The following is an 18,136-nucleotide window of genomic DNA, read 5'->3' as shown; positions in this document are numbered from 1 at the left end:
GACGAGGTGGACCGGGTCGACGGCGGTGTCCTCGACGAAGGCGAGCGGACGGCGGGTGCCCTCGCCGGCGGCCATCAGCAGGCCCAGGCCGGCCGGGCGCAGCGCCCGGATCGCGTAGAAGTTGCGGGACTTGACCGTCCCCGGCGGCACCCCGAGCCGGGCCGCCGCCTCCACCACCGAGCGGTCCCGCAGGTGCAGTTCGACCAGCACCTCGCGGTGGTGCTTCTGCACCCGGCGCAGGGCCAGCGCGATGTCCCGGGCGACGACCACCTGCTCGTACGGGTCCTCGGCGAGCGGACGGTCCTCCAGCGGCTCGCCGATCACCTCCTTGGCGCGGGCGGCGGCCATCCGGTAGTGGTCGATCGCGATCCGCCGGGCCACCGTGAACAGCCAGGGGCGGCTCTGCTCGGCCCCGGCCGCCAGCGCCTCGGGGTGCTGCCAGGCGCGCAGCAGGGTCTCCTGGAGGATGTCCTCGGCCTTGCCCCGGTCGCCGCCGGTGGCGCGCAGCAGCGCGCGCAGCAGGTAACCGCCGTGCAGCCGGTGGATCTCGGCGAGCGTGTCCGGGTCGAGGGTCGGGCGGGCCGCCTTCGGCGTGCCGGGCGCGGGGGCGGATCCCGTGGTGGCCGACGGGTCCGTGCCGGCCGGCGGGCCGACGGGCGGCTGGGCGACGGACGTGGGCTGGGCGACGGGCTGCTTCGACACGCGCGGCCTCTCAGATCGGGCAAGGGCAGGGCGACACACCGACCGGACTTCCCCGGCGGCTACAAGCAGCAGACTGCCCGCAGCCGCCAAGGCCGCACCAACGATCCGCCAACGCCCCGGCCCCGCACGGCCGGGCCGCAGGCCAGGACTCCGCACGGACACCAGCCAGCCATCTCGCAGCCATCTCCCGGCCGCCCCACGGCCACCAGGCCGCCCCTCAGGCCTCGTTGAGCACGCGCACCAGTTCCTGGACCCCGTCCTCCCCCCGGTGCTCGATCAGCACCGCGACCCAGGTCGCCAGCTGCTCCCGCTCCACCGCCGACCAGGCCGGTGCCGAGGGGTGCTCGTCGACCACCAGCGCCGCCGCCAGCTCCCGCAGCCCCGGTGCGGGCTCCGGCCTCCGCCGCTCGGTCGGCAGCGCCCGCAGGGCGAGCCGCCGGGCGGCGGCGGTCACCTCCTCCGCCGTGCCCTCGGGCACCACCAGCGCAGGCGGCCCGGGCCTGCTCGGTTCCTCCTGCCGTACCAGCGCCGCGACCACCTCGCGCACGTCCGGCCCGTCCGGATCCATCGTTGTCCCTCCCCCATCCCGTCCCACGGGAGTCACGCCGGCTGCTCCTGCATGGCACTCGTTCCGCATCGAGTGCCATCCGAAGACGGTATCTACTGACAGCCGGTCCAGCAGAGGGTTTTCCGGTACGGCCGGGCAGCTGCCGCTCAGCTGCCGCCTGCACACCGGTTCGGCCGGCGACGAGGCGCCCGGCTGGGCCTCCGCGTTTCGGCAACACCGCGGCCACCGGGCGGGCGCCCACCCCGCACCACGACACCGGCCCCGCCCCAGACCGCCGTCGAGGCCGGGCCGCCGCCGGTGGCACCGGTCGCACCGGCCGGAGGACCGGCCGACGACGGCGGACCGGCCGTCGTGACGGCGCGGTTCCTGGTGGCGCGCATGAGCTCCTCCGAGCGTGACGAGGAACGCGAGGTGCGCCCTGTCCCGCTCAACGGACCTTCCACCGGGGGCGGTTCACCGATCCGCAGGGTGACGCGCGTTGAACCGGAACGGGCCCTTCGCCCGTAGTCCCGACTGAACGCACCGACGGTCCGGCCCGGCGCACCGTGAACCAGGAGGTCACCCGATGGCTTTCTCCGACGGCAGCCCCGACGGAGCCGCCGCCACCCCGGAACGGCCCGACTACACACCCGCCGCCTGGCCCGAGCCCGTCCCGCTGTTCCCCCGGCAGCCCCTCGACCCACTCGGCACCGTCCTGATCCCGCCCGCCGAACGGCGGCTGTTCACCCGCACACCGGCGTCTCAGGCGCAGCCGCCCGCACCGCCCGGCGACCCCACCCCCACCGCCCTGCTCGCGGTACCCACGCCGTCCCCGGCCACGGCCCCCGCCGCACGCCAGGACCGGGCGGCCCACCCGCGCGCCCTGCGACTGCCCTTCGGCGGCGGCACGGAGGCCCGGCGCCGCCGCCTCGTGGAGCGGATCCGGACCCCGCTGCGCAGCTGCCACCGCATCGCCCTCCTGGGCAGGCCCGCCGAGGGCGTCCCGGTCACGCTCGGCGCCCTCCTGGCGCAGCACCGGCCCGACCCGGTGATCGTCCTCGACCTCGCCGACGCCTCCCGCGTCTCGCACGCCGACCGGCGGATCCTCGACCGGAGCGCGGCCGGCCGGCTCGACATCCTCGCCGTCCGCCCGGACACCCCGGGCCCCGCGTTCCGGGACGCCCTGACCGACCTCAGCGGCCGCTACCCGATGATCCTCAGCGACACCACGGCCGCCGCGGACGACGTCCAGCTCACGGCCGTCGAACTCGCCGACCAACTGGTCATCTGCGAACACGCCTCCGCCGACGGCGCCCGCAACGCCTCAGCGCTGATCGACCACCTGACCTTCCGCGGCCACGGCGACCTCGTCCGCGGCGGCACCGTCGTCTTCGTCCCCAGCCCGCCCACCGAGCGCCCCGTCGCCGACCGCCAGCTCCTCGCCCACTTCCGCACCCTCTGCCGCGACGTCGTCCTCCTCCCCGCGCACACCCCGGGCACCCCCGGCCGGCTCCGCCCCCACACCCACCTCGCCTACCTCGAACTCGCCGCCCTCGTCGGCGACGCCCTGGCCATCCGCCACACCGTCTGAGGCCGCACCCCCGCCCGGAGGACGGATGGGCGGCCTCGGGGTACGTGCGTCACGGGACGAACCAGGGGGCGCCCCCGCCCGGAGAGCGGCTACGAGCGCCGGGGCCACCGGGAGCCCGGCGGTCGAGGGCGCGGTGCCCACGCCCGAGGAGCGGCGCGACGGTGCAGCGGGAGGACGGCCGGGCCGACCTCTCACGCCTGGCCGTCCTCCGCCCTCCCCGGGCGCCAGCCGCGAGCACGGGCACGCGGCGTGACGGCGCCGGCGGCGGCAACGAGGGCGATGACGGCCAGTGCGGCCAGGGAGATCACCACGGCCTGGGTGGGGGCGGTGGAGGCGGGTGGAGCGGGGGGCATGGCGAGGGCGGCCGGTGTCGCGGCGGGGGGCGCCTGGTCGGGGACGGAGAGCTGGGTGACGGCGGCGACGGGGTCGATGGTGCCATAGCCGACCTGCGGGTCGGGGGTGGTGACGGTGTGGTAGGCGGTGGTCTCCAGGCGCCGGATCAACTGGTCGGCGGTGAGGTCCGGGTGGCTGCCGAGGGTGAGGGCGGCGGTGGCGGCGACGAAGGCGGCGGCGAAGCTCGGCCCGGCGCCGGTGTAGTTGCCGCCGGCGGCCGGGCCGGTGCCGGTGACGGCGTCGCCCGGGGCGGCGAGGTCGACCCGGCCGCCGATCGGGACGGCTCCGGCGCCCGAGGGGAGGGCGCCGCCGGGGGCGAGGTCGCGGACGGCGAGGACCTCGCCGTAGGCGGCCGGATAGGCCGGTCCGGGTTTCCCCGAGCCGGGCTGGACGTCGGGGGCCGCAGGCGCGACGATGACCGCCCCCTTGCTCCGGGCCGCCCGCACCGCCCCGGCGAGCGCGGCGTTGCCGGCCGGCAACGCCGCCCCGACCGCGATGATCCGCACTCCCCGTTCGCTCGCCGCCGTGATCCCCTGGGCGAGCAGGTCCGCCGTCGTGGCACCGCCGTCGTCGGTGACGGATACGGCGAGGATCCGGGCCCGTGGGGCGAGTCCGGCGAAGCCCGTCCCGTCGCGGCGGTCGGCGGCGATCAGGCCGGCCAGGAAGGTGCCGTGGCCGACGCAGTCACGGGCTGGGTCACCGCCTCCGGTGAGTTTGGGGGCGTAGTCGAGGCGACCGGCGAGCAGGCCGGTGCCGTCGGTCACGCCGGAGCCGAGGACGGCGACGGTGACGCCGTCACCCTGGCTGAGCGGCCAGACCCGGTCGGGGCGCAGGAAGGTCTGGGGCCAGGGCGTGAGCGACGTGCGCTTGGTGGACGGGGGCAGGCAGCCGGCCGGCTTCCCGGACGCGTCGCGCCGCAGCTGGGTGACGCCCGGGAGGCTGTCGTCGCCGGCGGGGGTGTCGGCCAGGGCCGTGCCCGCCGTCGGCAGCAGCAGTCCGACGGCGAGGAGGGCGGCCGCCGTCCTCACGCGAGGCTGCCGATCCGCCCGGCCGGGATGTCCTGGGGCAGCAGCAGGCTGAGTTCGTCCAGGTCCGCCACCTCCAGCCGGGAGAGCCGGCCGGCCTGCCGGGTGATCATCGACTCCAGCACCTGCCGGGCGAAGCGCCCGTTCCCGAAGGACCGGTCACGCGGGACGGCGGCGAAGAGTTCGCCGAGCGCCGCCAGCGTCTCCGGGGTGCAGTTGTACCCGGCGGTCTCCGCCTGGAGGCGGACGATGGTGACGAGTTCGTCGTCCGCGTAGTGGTCGAAGGTGATCTCGCGGGAGAAGCGGGAGGCCAGACCGGGGTTGGAGGAGAGGAAGCCGCGCATCTCCTCCTGGTAGCCGGCCACGATCACCACGACCTCGTCGCGGTGGTCCTCCATCAGCTTCATCAGGGTGTCGACGGCCTCCTGGCCGAAGTCGCCGCCGGTGCCGTTGCGGGGCGTCAGGGTGTAGGCCTCGTCGATGAAGAGCACGCCGCCGCGGGCGCGTTCGAAGGCGTCGCGGGTGAGCTGCGCGGTGTGGCCGATGTAGCGGCCGACGAGGTCGGCGCGGGCGGTCTCGATGAGCTGACCGGCCGGCAGGACGTCGAGTTCTGCGAGGAGTTCGCCGTAGAGCCGGGCGATGGTGGTCTTGCCGGTGCCAGGTGGGCCGGAGAAGACCAGATGGTGGCTGATGGTGGCAGCGGGCAGTCCGGCCTCGACGCGGCGGCGGGTCTGCCGGGTCAGGTTGACCAGGTCCTCGACCTGTTCCTTGGCCGCGGCGAGGCCGACCATGCCGCGCAGCCGGTCGAGCAGGCCGGGCTCCTCGGGCTGGTCGGCTCCGGCGGCGGCGCGGGCGACGGCGGCGGCGGCCTGCTCGCCGACGTCGGCGGGGAGCAGCCGGCTGAGGTCGGCGTTGTCGAAGTCCTCCAGTTCGGCGAGCCGGGAGGCCTGGCGGTCGACCATCTCCTCGAAGACCTTGCGGGCGGCGCGACCGTTGCCGAAGTCGGCGCCCTTGGGCATCCGGTCGAAGTGGACGGCGAGGGCCTCGCGGGTGCCGTCGGCGAGCTCGTAGCCGTGGCCCCCGGCGGCGTGTTCGACGATGGTGGTGAGTTCGTCGACGCTGTAGTTCTGGAACTCGACGGTGCGGCTGAACCGCGACGCGAGGCCCGGGTTGGAGGCCAGGAAGTCACGGATCTCGTTCTCGTACCCGGCGACGATCACCACCAGGTCCTCGCGGTGGTCCTCCATCAGCTTGACGATGGTGTCGATGGCCTCGCGGCCGAAGTCCGGTCCGGTCCCGCCGGAGCCGGCCGACAGGGTGTACGCCTCGTCGATGAAGAGCACGCCGCCGAGCGCCTCCATGACGACCTCGGTGGTCTTGAGCGCGGTGCCGCCGATGATCGAGGCGACGAGGTCGGCGCGGGCGACCTCGACCAGGTGGCCGCTGCGCAGCACGCCGAGTTCGGCGAGGATGGCGCCGTAGAGCCGGGCGACGGTGGTCTTGCCGGTGCCGGGCGGGCCGGCGAACACCAGGTGGCGGCTCATCGGGAGGGAGGGCAGCCCGGCCTGCTCGCGGCGCCGGGCCAGCTTGTTGAGGTTGACCAGGGTGGCGACCTGCTCCTTGACGCCCTCCAGCCCGACCAGGGTCTGCAGGACGGCCTGCGGGCCCTGCGGCCCGGGAGCGGCGGGGGCCTCCTGCGGAGTGCCGTCGGCGGACTCGCCCTCGTCCCCGGCGGCGGTCGCCGCGGCGGTGACCGTGCCGTGCGCGTCGGGCGAGCGGTTGTCCCGGCTGTCGAGGTTCTCGACGGCGAGCCGGTCGGTGGGCTCGCTCTGCCGCAGCCCGGCACCCTGGTTCTCGGCGGTGACGCAGTCGGTGAGCCGGACGGGTTCGGCGGACTCCGAGCGCAGGCCGTCCACGGTGTTGTCGGTCAGCTGGCAGCCGGTGAGGGTGGCGCGGGCGCCGGGCAGCAGGTGGAGCCCGTGGCGGCGGTTGGCCCGCAGCCTGGTCCTGGTCGCGGTGAGTTCGCCGCCGTGTTCGACGCTCGCGCCGTCGAACGCGTTGTCGGCGGACTCGACGTCGCGCAGGGTGGCGATGCCCTCGGCGCCGATCGAGATGCCGCAGGCCTTGCTGCCGCGCACGAGGCTGCCGCCGAGGTAGGTGTTGGCGCCGTCGGCGATCCGGATGCCGTTCTTGCCCGCGTCGAGCACGGTGGCGTCCTCGATCCGGCCGCGCCCGTCCCGCACCACCTCGACGCCGTGGCCACCGGCGTCGGTGACGGTGATGCGGCGCAGCAGCGGGTTGGCGCCGTCACGGATGACGATGCCGGCGCCGGCCGCGTCGCGCACCTCCAGGCGGTCGAACTCCGCGGCGCTCTCCCCGGTGAGGTCGACGCCGTCGGTCTCGCTGTCGCGCACCACGGCCCGCACCAGGCTGGGGCTGGCCGATTCGTCGACGTGGATGCCGGCCTGCGCGGCGGCGGTGACCTCGCAGTCCTCGAAGGTGCCGCGGGCACGGCCGGCGATGTGCAGGCCGTGGCCCTGGCTGCGGACGGCGCGGCAGCGGCGCAGCAGGGGGTCCGTGCCGTTGGTGAGGACGTAGCCGTGGCCGCGCACGGCGGTGACGGTGCAGTCCTCCAGCACCACCCGCGCGGTGGAGCCGAGGAAGACGCCGACCGCGCTGTCGCGGACCTCGGTCCGCAGCAGGCGGGTGGTGCTCTGCTCCTCCAGGGCCACGGCGGGTTTGTCGGTGGCGGAGATCTCGCAGTCCTCGATGACTCCGCGCGCCTCCCCGTTGGCGCAGATGCCGTTGCCGCGCGCGTCGCGCAGGACGCAGCGCCGCACGGTGGGGTTGGCCCGTTCGCCGATCACCAGGGCGGAGGTGCCGAGGTGTTCGATGACGCTGTCCTCGATGACGCTGGCGCCGGTGGAGGTCTCGACCAGCCCGGCGCCGGCGGTGTTGACCACCCGGCAGCCGCGCATGGCCAGTTCGCCCTGCTGGCGGGTGAGGACGGCCGTCCAGGCGTTGCCGATCACCTCGCAGTCCTGTAGCGCGAGCTGGCCGCGCGGGACGTCGACGGCAGGCAGGTCGTCGTCCTGCCCCTGGATCACCAGGCCGGTCAGCTGGACGGCCTCGGCCAGGACCTGGACCACCGAGCCACGGCGCGGACTGATCCGCACACTGCCCCGGACGTCCTCGGCGGTGATGGTCACCACCTTGGTGAGCACCAGGTTCTCCTCGTACCGGCCGGGGCGTACGGAGATCACCGCGCCGCTGCGGGCTGCCTGGAGGGCCTCGCCGATCGTACGGTAGGAGCCGCGTTCCCGCTGCTCCGCGCAGACCGTCAGCACCGGGCGCGACATGCCTGGGGGTTCCCTTCGTCGTGGGGCGTTCGTTCGTGACCTGCTCGGAGGATGAGGGTCAGGTCAGGGTGTGCAGGTGACGCGCATGGCGCTGGCGGCGTGGTGGGCGTAGGTCTTGTTACCGCCGACCCAGTCCTGGCCGCGGGTGTGCAGGGTGACGGACAGCGAGCCGCGGTACTGGAAGGTGCCCTCGCCGACCCAACGGCCCTGGTTGGAGGTCTGGTTGATCTTGAAGTCGCTCGACCCGCTGCCGCTCTGCACGGTGTAGTAGGTCGGGTTCCCGCCGACCTTCTTCACGTCCCCGCTGGCCGGGATGTAGACGTCCAGGGTGCAGCTGGTGACCTTGTCCACGGTGAAGGTCCACACCACCGAGTTCTTGTCGTCCGAGCCGTCCCCGGACATCGGCACCGAGGTGTACGTCCCGTTGCAGCCGTCGCCGCTGTAGCCGCCGGAGTTGCTCCGCCAGCCGGAGTCGCCCTGGTCGAACCAGCCCTTCTGGCTGTACACGCCGCTCTTGTTGCCGCAGTACGGGCCGGTGACCACGACGGTGGGCGCGGCCTTCTGCGGGGGCGGCGGCGCGGGCTGCTGGGAAGCCGGCGGCGGCGCGGGGTTCTGCGGGGCCGGCTGCTGCGGCGCGGGGTTCTGCGGGGCGGGGTTGGCGGCGCCACCGGCCGCGCTCCCCGCCGCGCCACCTGCGGCGGCAGCGGCGGCGCCACCGGAACCGGAACCCGAGCCGGAACCCGAGCCGGAGCCGGAGCCGCCCTGGGCGCGACCTGGAGCGGTGGTCGAACTCGCGTTTCCACCACCGGAGTTAGCGGCTCCGCCGGATCGAGCGGCAGTGCCTCCCGCGCCTCCGCTGCTTCCGGTGCCGTTCGGGGCCGAGGCCGGCTGGTCGCCCGGGGCGGGCGTGCCCGTGCCGGCGTCCGCGGCCGGGACCACCGCGTCGGGCTGACCGGGGGCAGGGGTGCCGCCGGAGCCGCTGGTACCACCGTGCTCGTCGAAGTTCGGGACGAAGCCGTTGCCGCCGTCCCCACCACTCTGCCCGTAGCCGGGCGGGGCGTCCGCCTGGGCCGGGCCGCCCTTGTGCTCGTTGCCGCCGAGCTGGGTCACCACCACGGAAGTGCCCACCAGCACCAGGCCGACGGCGACGGCCGCCGCGATCATCGGGCGGGAGACCCGGCCCGGCCGGGGGCCCTGGTCGGTGCCGGTGTCGGTGGAGGGCTCGGCGACGCTCGCGGCGGCCACCGCCTCGGGCGTCCCGGCGGCGGTGGGTGCTGCGGTGGCGGGTGCTGCGGTCGTCGTGGCCGTGGCCGGTGCGGGCACGGGCGGGACGGCGGGAGGTGCAGCCGGCTGCTCGCGCTCCGGCTGTGCGGGCAGCACCGCGGTCGCGGCGCCGGAACCCGCCTCCGCCGCTTCACCCTTCGCCGAGGCGGTTCCCTCCGAGGCGGCCGCCGCCGACGCACCCTCCGGCGGCTCGACCTCCGCCGCCAGGGCCCAGTTCACCTCCGGGAGCTGGAACCCGGCGCCCGTCCGCCCCGCCTCGCCGCGCTTCTCCTCGGCCACCATGCATCCCCTGCACTCGACGACACTCCTGTGGGGAGGTACGGACGGAGTGGCCGAACCGGTTCAGCCGCTACGAGCCGACCGTCCAGACCGGCTCCTCGTCGGAGTCCGGCGGGGTCAGGACGAAGGACACCGCCCGCTCCAGCACCGCCGCGTCCGGCGCCGCCCACGGACCGTCGCCCTGCGCGCGGACGTGAGCGAGCAGCTCCGGGTCGGGCGCCAGCCCGTACTCCTCCAGGTAGTACGTCACGGTGTCGGTCCAGATCCAGGACCCGTCGGTACGGAAGCCCATCGGGACGATGGAGCGCCGCTGCCGGTCCACCACGTCGTCCATCAGCATCGGCGTCAGCAGCACGGGCGCGCCCGCGCGCAGGTAGCCGACGAGTGCCTCGCGCTCCGCGCGCTCCTCGATCCTCGGCCGGTCCGGCCCGAAGCCCGGCCCCGTCACCGGGTCCACGGCGTCGAACACCGACGCCAACCGGAAGTCGTCCCGCATCGTCCCGCTCGTCCCGCTCATCCCGCACTCCTCCCGCCGGTTCGCCCCTACGCTTCGTCCGACGGACGGAAGGCCGCCCCGGGTTCATCGCGGTGCCGGTCCGTCGGCCGACGGCCCGACCGGCCGGGTCGGGGCCAGGGCCCACCACCGGCCGGGGAGAGTGGGAGGGGCGCCGGTGCCGCGCCTCGGACCAGGTGATCCGCGCCACGACGCGGCCGCCCGGCCCCCACAGGACGTCACCGTCCGGCCGCGCCGCCGAGGTCCAGGAGGTAGCGGGCCGGGTCGGCGGGGCGGATCCGGTCGGCGGGAGCGACGGCGTCGCGCCGGGCCAGCCAACTGCGCAGGCGGTCGGGGCGCGGGCGGACGCCGCCGATCTCGTGGAGCAGCACGCGGGCCGGACGCCCGGTCGTCTCGTCCGGCAGGTCGACGTCCACCACCTCGAACTCCGTCCCCGGGGCGAAGATCACGGTCGGCTGGTCGCCCGGCTCGCCGAAGACCGAGCTGCGGCGGCCACCGACGGACCAGATGGCGAACTCCACCCCGACGTCCTCGCCGAAGTCCGCGCCCGGCGCCGCCAGGCCGCTGACCGGGGCCCGCTCGGTGACCACGGTTCCCGGGGTGTAGGCGGCCAGGTCGGCCGACTCGACCGGGCCCGCCACCAGCACGCCTCCGTAGTGGCTGGGCAGCCGCCGGAGCCCGGCCGCGAGGCAGCGCAGGTACGGGCCGAACGGGCCCGGGGCGCCCGACCGCGCCGCGGCGCGGAGCTCGGCACGCTCGGCGAGGACGGTCGAGTCGGTGTGGTGGAGCAGCACGGCGACCAGTTCGGGCCGCGGATCGCCCTCGTCGGCCCGGGCCCGCAGGCCGGGCAGGCGGGTCGCGACGTCCTCGGCCCGCCGGACGAAGCGCTGGTAGGCGGGCCCGAGGAGGGTGACCAGGGCCGCACGGTCCTCGGCGGGGGTGGAGAGCTCGACCAGGTCCGACAAGGGGGCGGTCGACTGCGCCTGAGCTTGCTCGGGGGCAGGCCCCGGGGCCTGCACTGGCGTGGAGCCGGCCGCAGGCTCGGGCGTCGAGTGTGCCCCGGCCTGGCCCGCCATGGTTCCCGGCGGCTCCGTGGACTCGGCGGCCTCCGTGGACACGGCCAGCTCAGGGTCGAGTGCCGGGGCAGGGGTCGGCACCTCCTCCGCTACGGGGATGCTCTCCTCCGAAGCGGCTGCCGGCGCGGGCCCGGGGCCGGCCTCCCCGTCGGGCGGCGTCCGGTCTCCTCCCCCGGGTGCGACGCTCGCCCCCGGCTCCACGGCCGGGCCGGGGCCGGCGTCCGGGGCCACCGTCGTGCCGGTGTCGCCCACCGCGGCCGCAGTCGGCCCGGGGGCGGGCTCGGGGGTGGGAGGGGAAGCGGGGCGTTCCCCGGGCTCTCCTCCGAAGACCCCCATCGTGGCCATAGGGACCGGTACGGCCACCGGATCCGTCTCGATCCCGCTCTCCGTCCCAATCCCGGCTTCGGACTCCGTCCTGGTCTCGGTCTCCGTCCCGGTCCCAGCCTCCGTCTCGATCTCGAACACCGGACCGGTCGCGGCCACCGGCTCCGGCGCCCCGGGCTCGGTCGACACCGGTAGCGGCGCCGGGTCCGCCTCCGCCGACGCTCCGAGCTCCACCGACGCGGGCTCAGGTACAGCTACGGGCCCCGCCGCAAGCGCGGGCGCCGCCTCCGGGCCGGGCGCCGCCACGGCAGCCGAAGCAGCGGCGGGTCCGACCCAGTCGAGCCCGTACAGCCGGGCGCAGAAACGCCCGACCGCCCCGGACTCGACGTCCAGCGTCCCCTCGACGGCGAGGGCGAGGCGCGCGGGCGCCGGCGGGAGCGAGCCGAGCACGGCCCCGAGGTGGTCCCAGAGTGTCTCGGGGACGGGGCGTCCCGGGGACCCGACGACCAGCGCGGGGCCGGCCGGGTCGGGCCTCCGAAGGCGGGGGCCGCGGTCCGCGGTGGCGGCCGGGCGGAGCCAGAGTCCGGCCGCGACGGCTTCCAGTTCCCAGCCGGGGAAGGCCGGGTAGCGCGCGGGCCCGGGGGCGGCGGGCAGGTCGGGCCGGCTGCGCCAGCCGACGGCCGTGACGGTGCGGTCGGTCGGGCAGGCGACCAGTTCGGTGAGGTAGGGCTCCCACCCTTCGGTGCCGTCCGCGGCGAGGTGGACGTGGCGCAGCCCGGCCGCGCCCCGTACCGGCAGGCCGACGGCCGCCCGGACCTCGCGCCCCAGCGAGGCCGCCGCGACCGCCGCGAGTTCGATGAGCTCGACCGGCGCGGCCCACGGCGCGCTCAGGGTGAGGCGCGCGTCCTCCGCGACCGTCCCGAGCAGCAGCGCGGCGGCGTTGGCGAGTTGGGCCCCGGTGGGCAGCCGCCCGGCCGGTTCGCCGAGGACGAGCAGCAGTCCGCCGTCGGTCGCGGCCGCGTGGTCCAGCGCGGCGGGCCGCGCCCGGCCCGCGATTTCGGTGACCCAGTACGCATCGCGCGTCAGCGGGGTGATGGCGGCCGCGGCGGGCCACCGCGCGCCGAGCGGTTCGGCCCGGAGCTGGGCGCCGCCCGGCGGGCAGCGCCACCAGGAGCCGTCCGGGGCCGACAGCGTTCCGTCCGGCTCGATGCTGACCATCGCGTCGGGCGCCACGATCGTCAGCCCGGAGCGGGCGGCGAGCAGTTCGGCGGGCCGCCGTCCGTCCGGCCCGATCGCGGCGAGTCCCGAGGCGGCGAGCACCAGCACGTCGGCGCCGCGCTCACCCGCCGCCCGTACGAGGTCGTCGAGCGAGGCGAGCAGGACGGGCGCGGCGTCCGCGGCGGCGGCCAGCAGCAGCAGCGCGCCGGGTTCGGCCCCGACGGGCGCGAGGGCTTCGGCCAGTCCGGCGGCCTCCGCGCCGGGCGGCGCGATGACGTAGTGCGGGCCGAGCGCCCGCAGCGTGGAGGCGGTCACCGGCCGGCCTCCGGTTCGTCCGCCACGTGCCCGGTCTGCACCTGGACGGTGCGTCGCCGGGTGATGTAGAGGCCGCGCCCGGCGGGGAACTGCCGGGGCTTGACGTTGCCGAACAGGTACCCCTCCGAGGGCGGGCAGGAGAGCAGCAGGGAAGGCGAGTTGACCTCCTGGAGCTTGCGCATCAGCGGGTCGCCGAGAGCTCGCCCGACGCCGTTGGCGCCGCGCGCGACGACCAGGTGGAGGCCGATCTCGGCGCCCTGGGAGAGGTCTTCGAGCAGGGCCGCGAAGGGGTGGGCGCCGCTGGTGGAGCCGACGAGGTCGTAGTCGTCGACGAGGATGAACAGTTCGGGCCCGGTCCACCAGTCGCGCAGCCTGAGCCGGGCGGGGGTGATGTCCGCGGGCGGGATGCGGTTCTTCATGGCGCGCGAGGCGCCGTCGACGATCTGGCGGAGCTTGTCGACGGCCACCGCGTAGCCGAGCTGGTACTCCTGGGGCACCGCGTCGAACAGGCCGCGCCGGTAGTCGACCAGCATGATCCGCGCCTCGGCGGGGGTGTAGGCGGAGGTGATGGCGTTGATCATGAGCCGCAGCAGGTTGGTCTTGCCGGATTCGCTGTCGCCGACGACCAGCAGGTGCGGGTTCTCCTCGAAGTCGTGCCACAGCGGCGAGACCTCGGTGTCCTCCAGACCGATCGGGACGCGCAGCCGGCCCTCGGGGGCGGGGAGCCCGGCGGCGTCGAGGGTGAGCGGGAGCATCCTGACCTCGGGGGCCCGTGGGCCGGTCCAGTGGGCGGCGACGGCGTCGACCAGGTCGGCCACTCCGTCGCCGAGGTCGTCGGTGTCGCCGGAGCCGTCGATCCGGGGCAGGGCGGTGAGGAAGTGCAGCTGCTCGTCGGTGAGGCCGCGGCCGGGCAGCTTGGGGACCTTGGCGGCCGCGCGCATGTTGATGACGGAGTCGACGGAGTCGCCGAGCCGCAGTTCGAAGCGGGTCTGCAACTGGTCGCGCAGGCCGCCGCTGATCTCGCCCCAGCGGGTGGTGGCGATGACCAGGTGGACGCCGTAGTTGAGGCCGCGCTGGGAGATCAGGGTGAGCGGCTGGACGAGGTCGCCGAACTCCTGGCGCAGGGTGTTCCAGCCGTCGATGACGAGGAAGACGTCGCCGTGCGGGTCGTCGGGCAGTTCCCCGGCGGCCTTGCGGCGGCGGAAGGACGCGATGGAGTCGATGCCGAGTTCGGCGAAGTACTGCTCGCGGCGGGTGATGATGCCGTTGACCTCGGCGACGGTGCGCAGCACCCGTTCGCCGTCGTGCCGGCCGGTGACGCCGCCGAGGTGCGGCAGTCCGCGCAGGGCGGAGAGCGTGCCACCGCCGAAGTCCAGGCAGTAGAACTGGACTTCGCGCGGGGTGTGGGTGAGGGCGAGGCCGGTGATCAGGGTGCGCAGCATGGTGCTCTTGCCGCTCTGCGGGGCGCCGGCGATGCCGACGTGCCCGCCGGCGCCGGCCAGGTCGGCGGTGAGCAGGTCGCGCAGTTGCTGGAAAGGGCGGTCGACGATGCCGACCGGCAGGCCGAGCGAGCCGTGGGAGCGCTCGTCCTCGGTGGTGAGGCCGCGTTCGGGGTGCGGGACGAGCGGCGGCAGCAGTTCGTCGAGGGTGGGCGGGACGTCCAGGGGCGGCAGCCAGACCCGGTGGGCGGGCGGTCCGGCGTCGCGCAGCCGGCCGGCGGCGACCTCCAGCAGCGAACCGTCGGACGCCTGCTCCTCCTCGGGCTCGGCCGCGGTCGCCGGGAGGTGACGCGGCAGCACGTAGTCGGTGCCGTAGGCGACGACCTGCCCGGCGAGGGCGGCCTGCTGGGAGGCCCGGCGCTTGGGCCGGTACGGCCCGGAGACGTAGGCGGCCTTGAACCGGGTGAGGGTGGAGATGTCGCTGCGCAGGAAGCCGTTGCCGGGCTGGGAGGGCAGCTGGTAGGCGTCGGGGACGCCGAGGACGCCGCGGCTCTCCATCGCGGAGAAGGTGCGCAGGCCGATCCGGTAGGACAGGTGGGACTCCAGCGCGCTCATCCGACCCTCGTCGAGGCGCTGGGAGGCGAGCAGCAGGTGGACGCCGAGCGAGCGGCCGAGCCGGCCGATCATCACGAAGAGTTCCATGAAGTCCCGGTGCGCGGACAGCAGTTCGCTGAACTCGTCGACGACGACGAAGAGCGTGGGCATCGGGCGCAGCGCGGCGCCGCCGGCGCGCGCCGTCTCGTAGTCCAGCAGCGAGGCGTAGCCGGCCTCGCGCAGCAGCTCCTGGCGGCGGATGAGTTCGCCGTGCAGGGCGTCGCGCATGCGGTCGACCAGCGCGGCCTCGTCGGCCAGGTTGGTGATCACGGCGGAGGTGTGCGGCAGGCCGTCCAGGCCGAGGAAGGTCGCGCCGCCCTTGAAGTCGACCAGGACGAAGTTGAGCACCTCGGAGGAGTGGGTGACGGCGAGCGCCATCACCAGGGTGCGCAGCAGTTCGGACTTGCCGGAGCCGGTGGCGCCGATCAGCATGCCGTGCGGGCCCATGCCGCCCTGCGCGGACTCCTTCAGGTCGAGGTCGACCGGGCGGCCGTCCGGGCCGAGCCCGAGCGGGACGCGCAGCCGCTGCGCGATGCCGCGCTGGCCCCAGAGCGCCTCGACGTCCAGGGTGTTCAGGTCGGGGATGCCGAGCAGGGCGGTCAGGTCGAAGTCCGTGGCGAGCGGCTCGGCGACGTCCACGCCGTCGGCGATGCGGTAGCGGGCGAGCAGCGCGGCGAGGCGGGTCGCGGCGGGCACGGCGAGCGCGTCGGGGCGGCCGAGGTCGGTGACGACGTCCTTGCGGTTGCGGTCGGCGCCGATCATGGCGAGCCGTCCGTCGTCGATCCGCAGCCGCAGGGTGGTGCGGGCGGCGCGCCACTCCAGGCTGTCGGACAGGTCGATCAGGACGGCGTTGCGGTAGCCGGTGAGCGCGGCGCGGCTGCCGGTGTGGGCGCCGGGGCCGTCGAGCACCAGGACGGTGAAGGGCTCGTCCCGGTTGGGCACGGCGTCCGGTTCGAAGCCCGGGCGGCTGGTGAACTCCTCGCCCAGCAGCTGCTCGACCTCGCCGAGGCTGCCGGCGACCAGCCGGACCGGGCCGGCGCCGTCGGTGTCGGTCGGGTGCAGGGCGTGCGGCAGCCACTTGGCCCAGTCCCAGGAGGTGCGCCGCTCGGCGTCGGTGACGACGGCGATGCGCAGTTCGTCCGGGCCGTGCACGACGGCGAGCTGGGCGAGCACGGCGCGCACCAGGGCGCGGGCGGCCTCCGGGTCCTCGGCCCGCAGCAGCAGTTGGGCGAAGCCGCGCAGGTGGATCGCCATCGGCTGGTCGGCGACGGTGCCGTAGGCGTGGATGAAGCGGCGCAGCGCGTGCGCGCACAGCGGCTCCAGGTCCTCGACCGGCTTGGTGGCCAGCGGGGCGAGCGGGGTGGCCAGGCGCTGGGCGCCGACCGCGATCCGGACGTCGCTGAAGTCCGGGTGGGCGGCCCGCCGCTCCCACAGCCGGGTGGTGCCCACCAGTGACCACAGCTCGTCCGGGGCCGGGTGCCGCCAGGCGAGCGCCTGCCGTTGGGCGTCGACCGAACGCCGCACCTGGCGGCGCACCTGGGAGAGGTAGCGCAGGTAGTCGCGGCGCTCGCCGCGCAACTGCTGCTTGCGGTCGCTGGAGCCGCGGATCAGCTGGGTGACCAGCATGCCGACGGCGGACAGCGCCATCATCCCCATCGCGAGGTAGCTGAGCGCGCCACCGCCGCCCTCGCCGCCGCCCGGGTGCAGGAACATGAAGACCATCGACAGCGAGCCGAGCGCCATCGGGGCCATGCTGATCACGCTCGCCATGCCGCTCTGCTTCTCCGGCAGACCCGGCGGCTCCTGCAACTGGATCTCGCCGTCCGGCATCTCGGGCCCCGGGCGCCGGGGCGTCCGGGTGACCAGCACAACGCTCACTCAGGGCTCCTCACTGTGACGGGCTCCTCACTGCGACAGCCGTCCCTCTGGCTCACGGACGGCGTGGCACCCGGGGTTCAACCGCGGTTGAACGCGGCGCGCCGAGCCGCCCGTTCAACCGAGCGGAGAACACCACCGAGCCGGAGGACTGGCGTGAGCAGCAGTGTCGTCGCAGGACTGTGCCGATTGAGGTTCCACGCGCCGGAGGTGGTCTTCGAGCTGGCCGTCCCGGCCGACGTACCGCTCGGCGACCTGCTTCCCGCCATCCTCGGCCACGCGGGCCCGGACCTCGCCGAGACCGGGCTGGAGCACGGCGGCTGGGTGCTGCAACGGCTCGGCGAGGATCCGCTCGACGAGGAGCAGAGCACCGAGGCGCTGAAGCTGCACGACGGCGACGCGGTCCACCTGCGCCCGCGCCACCAGGCCCTGCCGCCGGTCCACTTCGACGACCTGGTCGACGGCGTGGCCTCCGGCATGAACGAGCGCGGCGACACCTGGCGCCCCGCCCTCACCCGCCGCCTCGCTCTCGCCGTCACCCTCACGGCCCTCGCCGCCGCCTGGGTGCTGCTCGCCCTGCCCGGCCCCGCCGGCCCGCGCCAGGCCGCCGCGGCGGCCGTCGCGGCCCTGCTGCTGCTCGGCGCCGCCAGCGCCTCCCGGGCCATGGCCGACGCCGGCGCGGGCGCCGCGCTCGGCGCCGCCGCCGTCCCGTACCTGGGCCTCGCCGCCCTGCTGCTGCCCAGCGGCCCGGGCGGGGACGACCTGCTCGGCGCCCGGGTGCTGGCGGCCGCCTCCGCCGGGGCCGGCGCGGCGGTGCTGGCCCTGGCGGCGGTGGGCGGGGCCGCCCCGCTCTTCCTCGGGGTGGTGCTGGTCGCGGTGCTCGGGGTGCTGGCGGGGGTGCTGGTGCTGGCGGGGCTGACGCTCGGCAAGCTGGTCGCCGTGGTCGCGGTGGTGGCCGTCCTGATCGGCGCCTTCGTGCCGTCGTTCGCCTTCCGGCTCTCCGGTCTGCGGCTGCCGATGCTCCCGCGCAACGCCGAGGAACTGCAGGAGAACATCGAGCCCGTCCCGGCCGCCGCCGTACTGCCGCGCGCCCTGATCGCCGACGACTACCTGATGGCCCTCTACACGGCGATCGGCGCCGTCTGCGCGGCCTGCCTGACCGTCCTCGCCTTCACCGACGGCTGGGCCGGCCCGGCCGAGGCCTCGGCGCTCAGCCTGCTGCTCCTGCTGCACGGCCGGGCCGTCGGCAGCATCCGCCAGCGGCTGAGCATCCTGCTGCCCGGGGTCTACGGCGGCCTGGTGCTGCTCTCCCGGGCGGCGCACACGGCCTCGCCCGCCGAGCGCCTCGGCCTGCTGGGCGGCCTGCTGGCGGTGGCCGTCGCCCTGCTGGTCGTCGCCTGGACGGTCCCCGGCCGGCGCCTGCTCCCCTACTGGGGCCGGATCGCCGACATCCTGCACACCCTCAGCGCCCTCTCCCTGCTTCCGCTCGCCCTCCAGGCCTGCGGCGTCTACCACACCCTGCGGGGCCTCGGCGGCTGAGC

10 protein-coding genes are annotated in these 18,136 nt (G+C 75.6%); 2 read left to right on the top strand and 8 right to left on the bottom strand.

From position 1 onward, the window contains the following. Both AB0P03_RS30975 and AB0P03_RS30970 read right to left on the bottom strand, forming a co-directional pair. Positions 1-702, bottom strand: a 702-nt coding sequence (locus tag AB0P03_RS30975; RefSeq protein WP_363631980.1) for a sigma-70 family RNA polymerase sigma factor, incomplete at its 3' end; no start/stop codon positions are given. A gap of 217 nt (positions 703-919) precedes the next feature. Beyond that, positions 920-1,270 (bottom strand): hypothetical protein, encoded by a 351-nt coding sequence (locus tag AB0P03_RS30970; RefSeq protein ID WP_363588546.1) that lies wholly within the window; start codon positions 1,268-1,270, stop codon positions 920-922. A 565-nt stretch (positions 1,271-1,835) separates the two neighbouring features. Between AB0P03_RS30970 and AB0P03_RS30965 the strand changes: the two genes are divergently transcribed. Next, entirely contained in the window at positions 1,836-2,840 is a 1,005-nt protein-coding gene (locus tag AB0P03_RS30965; protein WP_363631978.1) for a hypothetical protein, read from the top strand. 191 nt (positions 2,841-3,031) lie between these two features. On the opposite strand, the gene AB0P03_RS30960 is transcribed toward AB0P03_RS30965, so the two are convergent. The 6 genes from AB0P03_RS30960 to eccCa all read right to left on the bottom strand — a co-directional run bounded on the left by AB0P03_RS30960 (position 3,032) and on the right by eccCa (position 16,550). After that, complete coding sequence (locus tag AB0P03_RS30960; RefSeq protein WP_363631977.1) at positions 3,032-4,261, bottom strand: S8 family serine peptidase; 1,230 nt, start codon at positions 4,259-4,261, stop codon at positions 3,032-3,034. Then, entirely contained in the window at positions 4,258-7,617 is a 3,360-nt protein-coding gene (locus tag AB0P03_RS30955; RefSeq protein ID WP_363588552.1) for a right-handed parallel beta-helix repeat-containing protein, read from the bottom strand. Before AB0P03_RS30955 ends, AB0P03_RS30960 begins: the two co-directional genes overlap by 4 nt. A 63-nt stretch (positions 7,618-7,680) precedes the next feature. Then, complete coding sequence (locus AB0P03_RS30950; protein ID WP_363588554.1) at positions 7,681-9,183, bottom strand: hypothetical protein; 1,503 nt, start codon at positions 9,181-9,183, stop codon at positions 7,681-7,683. Between the two features lie 67 nt (positions 9,184-9,250). Beyond that, entirely contained in the window at positions 9,251-9,697 is a 447-nt protein-coding gene (locus AB0P03_RS30945; protein ID WP_363588556.1) for a hypothetical protein, read from the bottom strand. Positions 9,698-9,912: 215 nt separating this feature from the next. Then, complete coding sequence (locus tag AB0P03_RS30940; protein ID WP_363631975.1) at positions 9,913-12,627, bottom strand: hypothetical protein; 2,715 nt, start codon at positions 12,625-12,627, stop codon at positions 9,913-9,915. Next, the gene (gene eccCa, locus AB0P03_RS30935; protein ID WP_363588564.1) at positions 12,624-16,550 is read right to left on the bottom strand and encodes a type VII secretion protein EccCa; all 3,927 of its coding nucleotides are present in this window, start codon (positions 16,548-16,550) and stop codon (positions 12,624-12,626) included. Before eccCa ends, AB0P03_RS30940 begins: the two co-directional genes overlap by 4 nt. 201 nt (positions 16,551-16,751) lie before the next feature. Between eccCa and eccD the strand changes: the two genes are divergently transcribed. Continuing rightward, positions 16,752-18,134 carry a type VII secretion integral membrane protein EccD gene (gene eccD, locus AB0P03_RS30930; RefSeq protein WP_363631973.1) on the top strand — a complete coding sequence of 461 codons (1,383 nt, stop codon included), beginning with the start codon at positions 16,752-16,754 and terminating at the stop codon, positions 18,132-18,134. Positions 18,135-18,136: the final 2 nt, after the last annotated feature.

Source organism: Kitasatospora sp. NPDC088779, assembly GCF_040685395.1.
Taxonomy (GTDB): Bacteria; Actinomycetota; Actinomycetes; order Streptomycetales; family Streptomycetaceae; genus Kitasatospora.
This window is presented reverse-complemented; position numbering and strand designations above follow the sequence as displayed.

What these genes read in the sequence shown, in the direction of transcription:
- AB0P03_RS30965 (WP_363631978.1), top strand. Translation starts at nt 1,836, where the DNA reads ATGGCTTTCTCCGACGGCAGCCCCGACGGAGCCGCCGCCACCCCGGAA.
- eccCa (WP_363588564.1), bottom strand. Translation starts at nt 16,550, where the DNA reads ATGCCGGACGGCGAGATCCAGTTGCAGGAGCCGCCGGGTCTGCCGGAG.
- AB0P03_RS30970 (WP_363588546.1), bottom strand. Translation starts at nt 1,270, where the DNA reads ATGGATCCGGACGGGCCGGACGTGCGCGAGGTGGTCGCGGCGCTGGTA.
- AB0P03_RS30955 (WP_363588552.1), bottom strand. Translation starts at nt 7,617, where the DNA reads ATGTCGCGCCCGGTGCTGACGGTCTGCGCGGAGCAGCGGGAACGCGGC.
- AB0P03_RS30950 (WP_363588554.1), bottom strand. Translation starts at nt 9,183, where the DNA reads ATGGTGGCCGAGGAGAAGCGCGGCGAGGCGGGGCGGACGGGCGCCGGG.
- AB0P03_RS30945 (WP_363588556.1), bottom strand. Translation starts at nt 9,697, where the DNA reads ATGAGCGGGACGAGCGGGACGATGCGGGACGACTTCCGGTTGGCGTCG.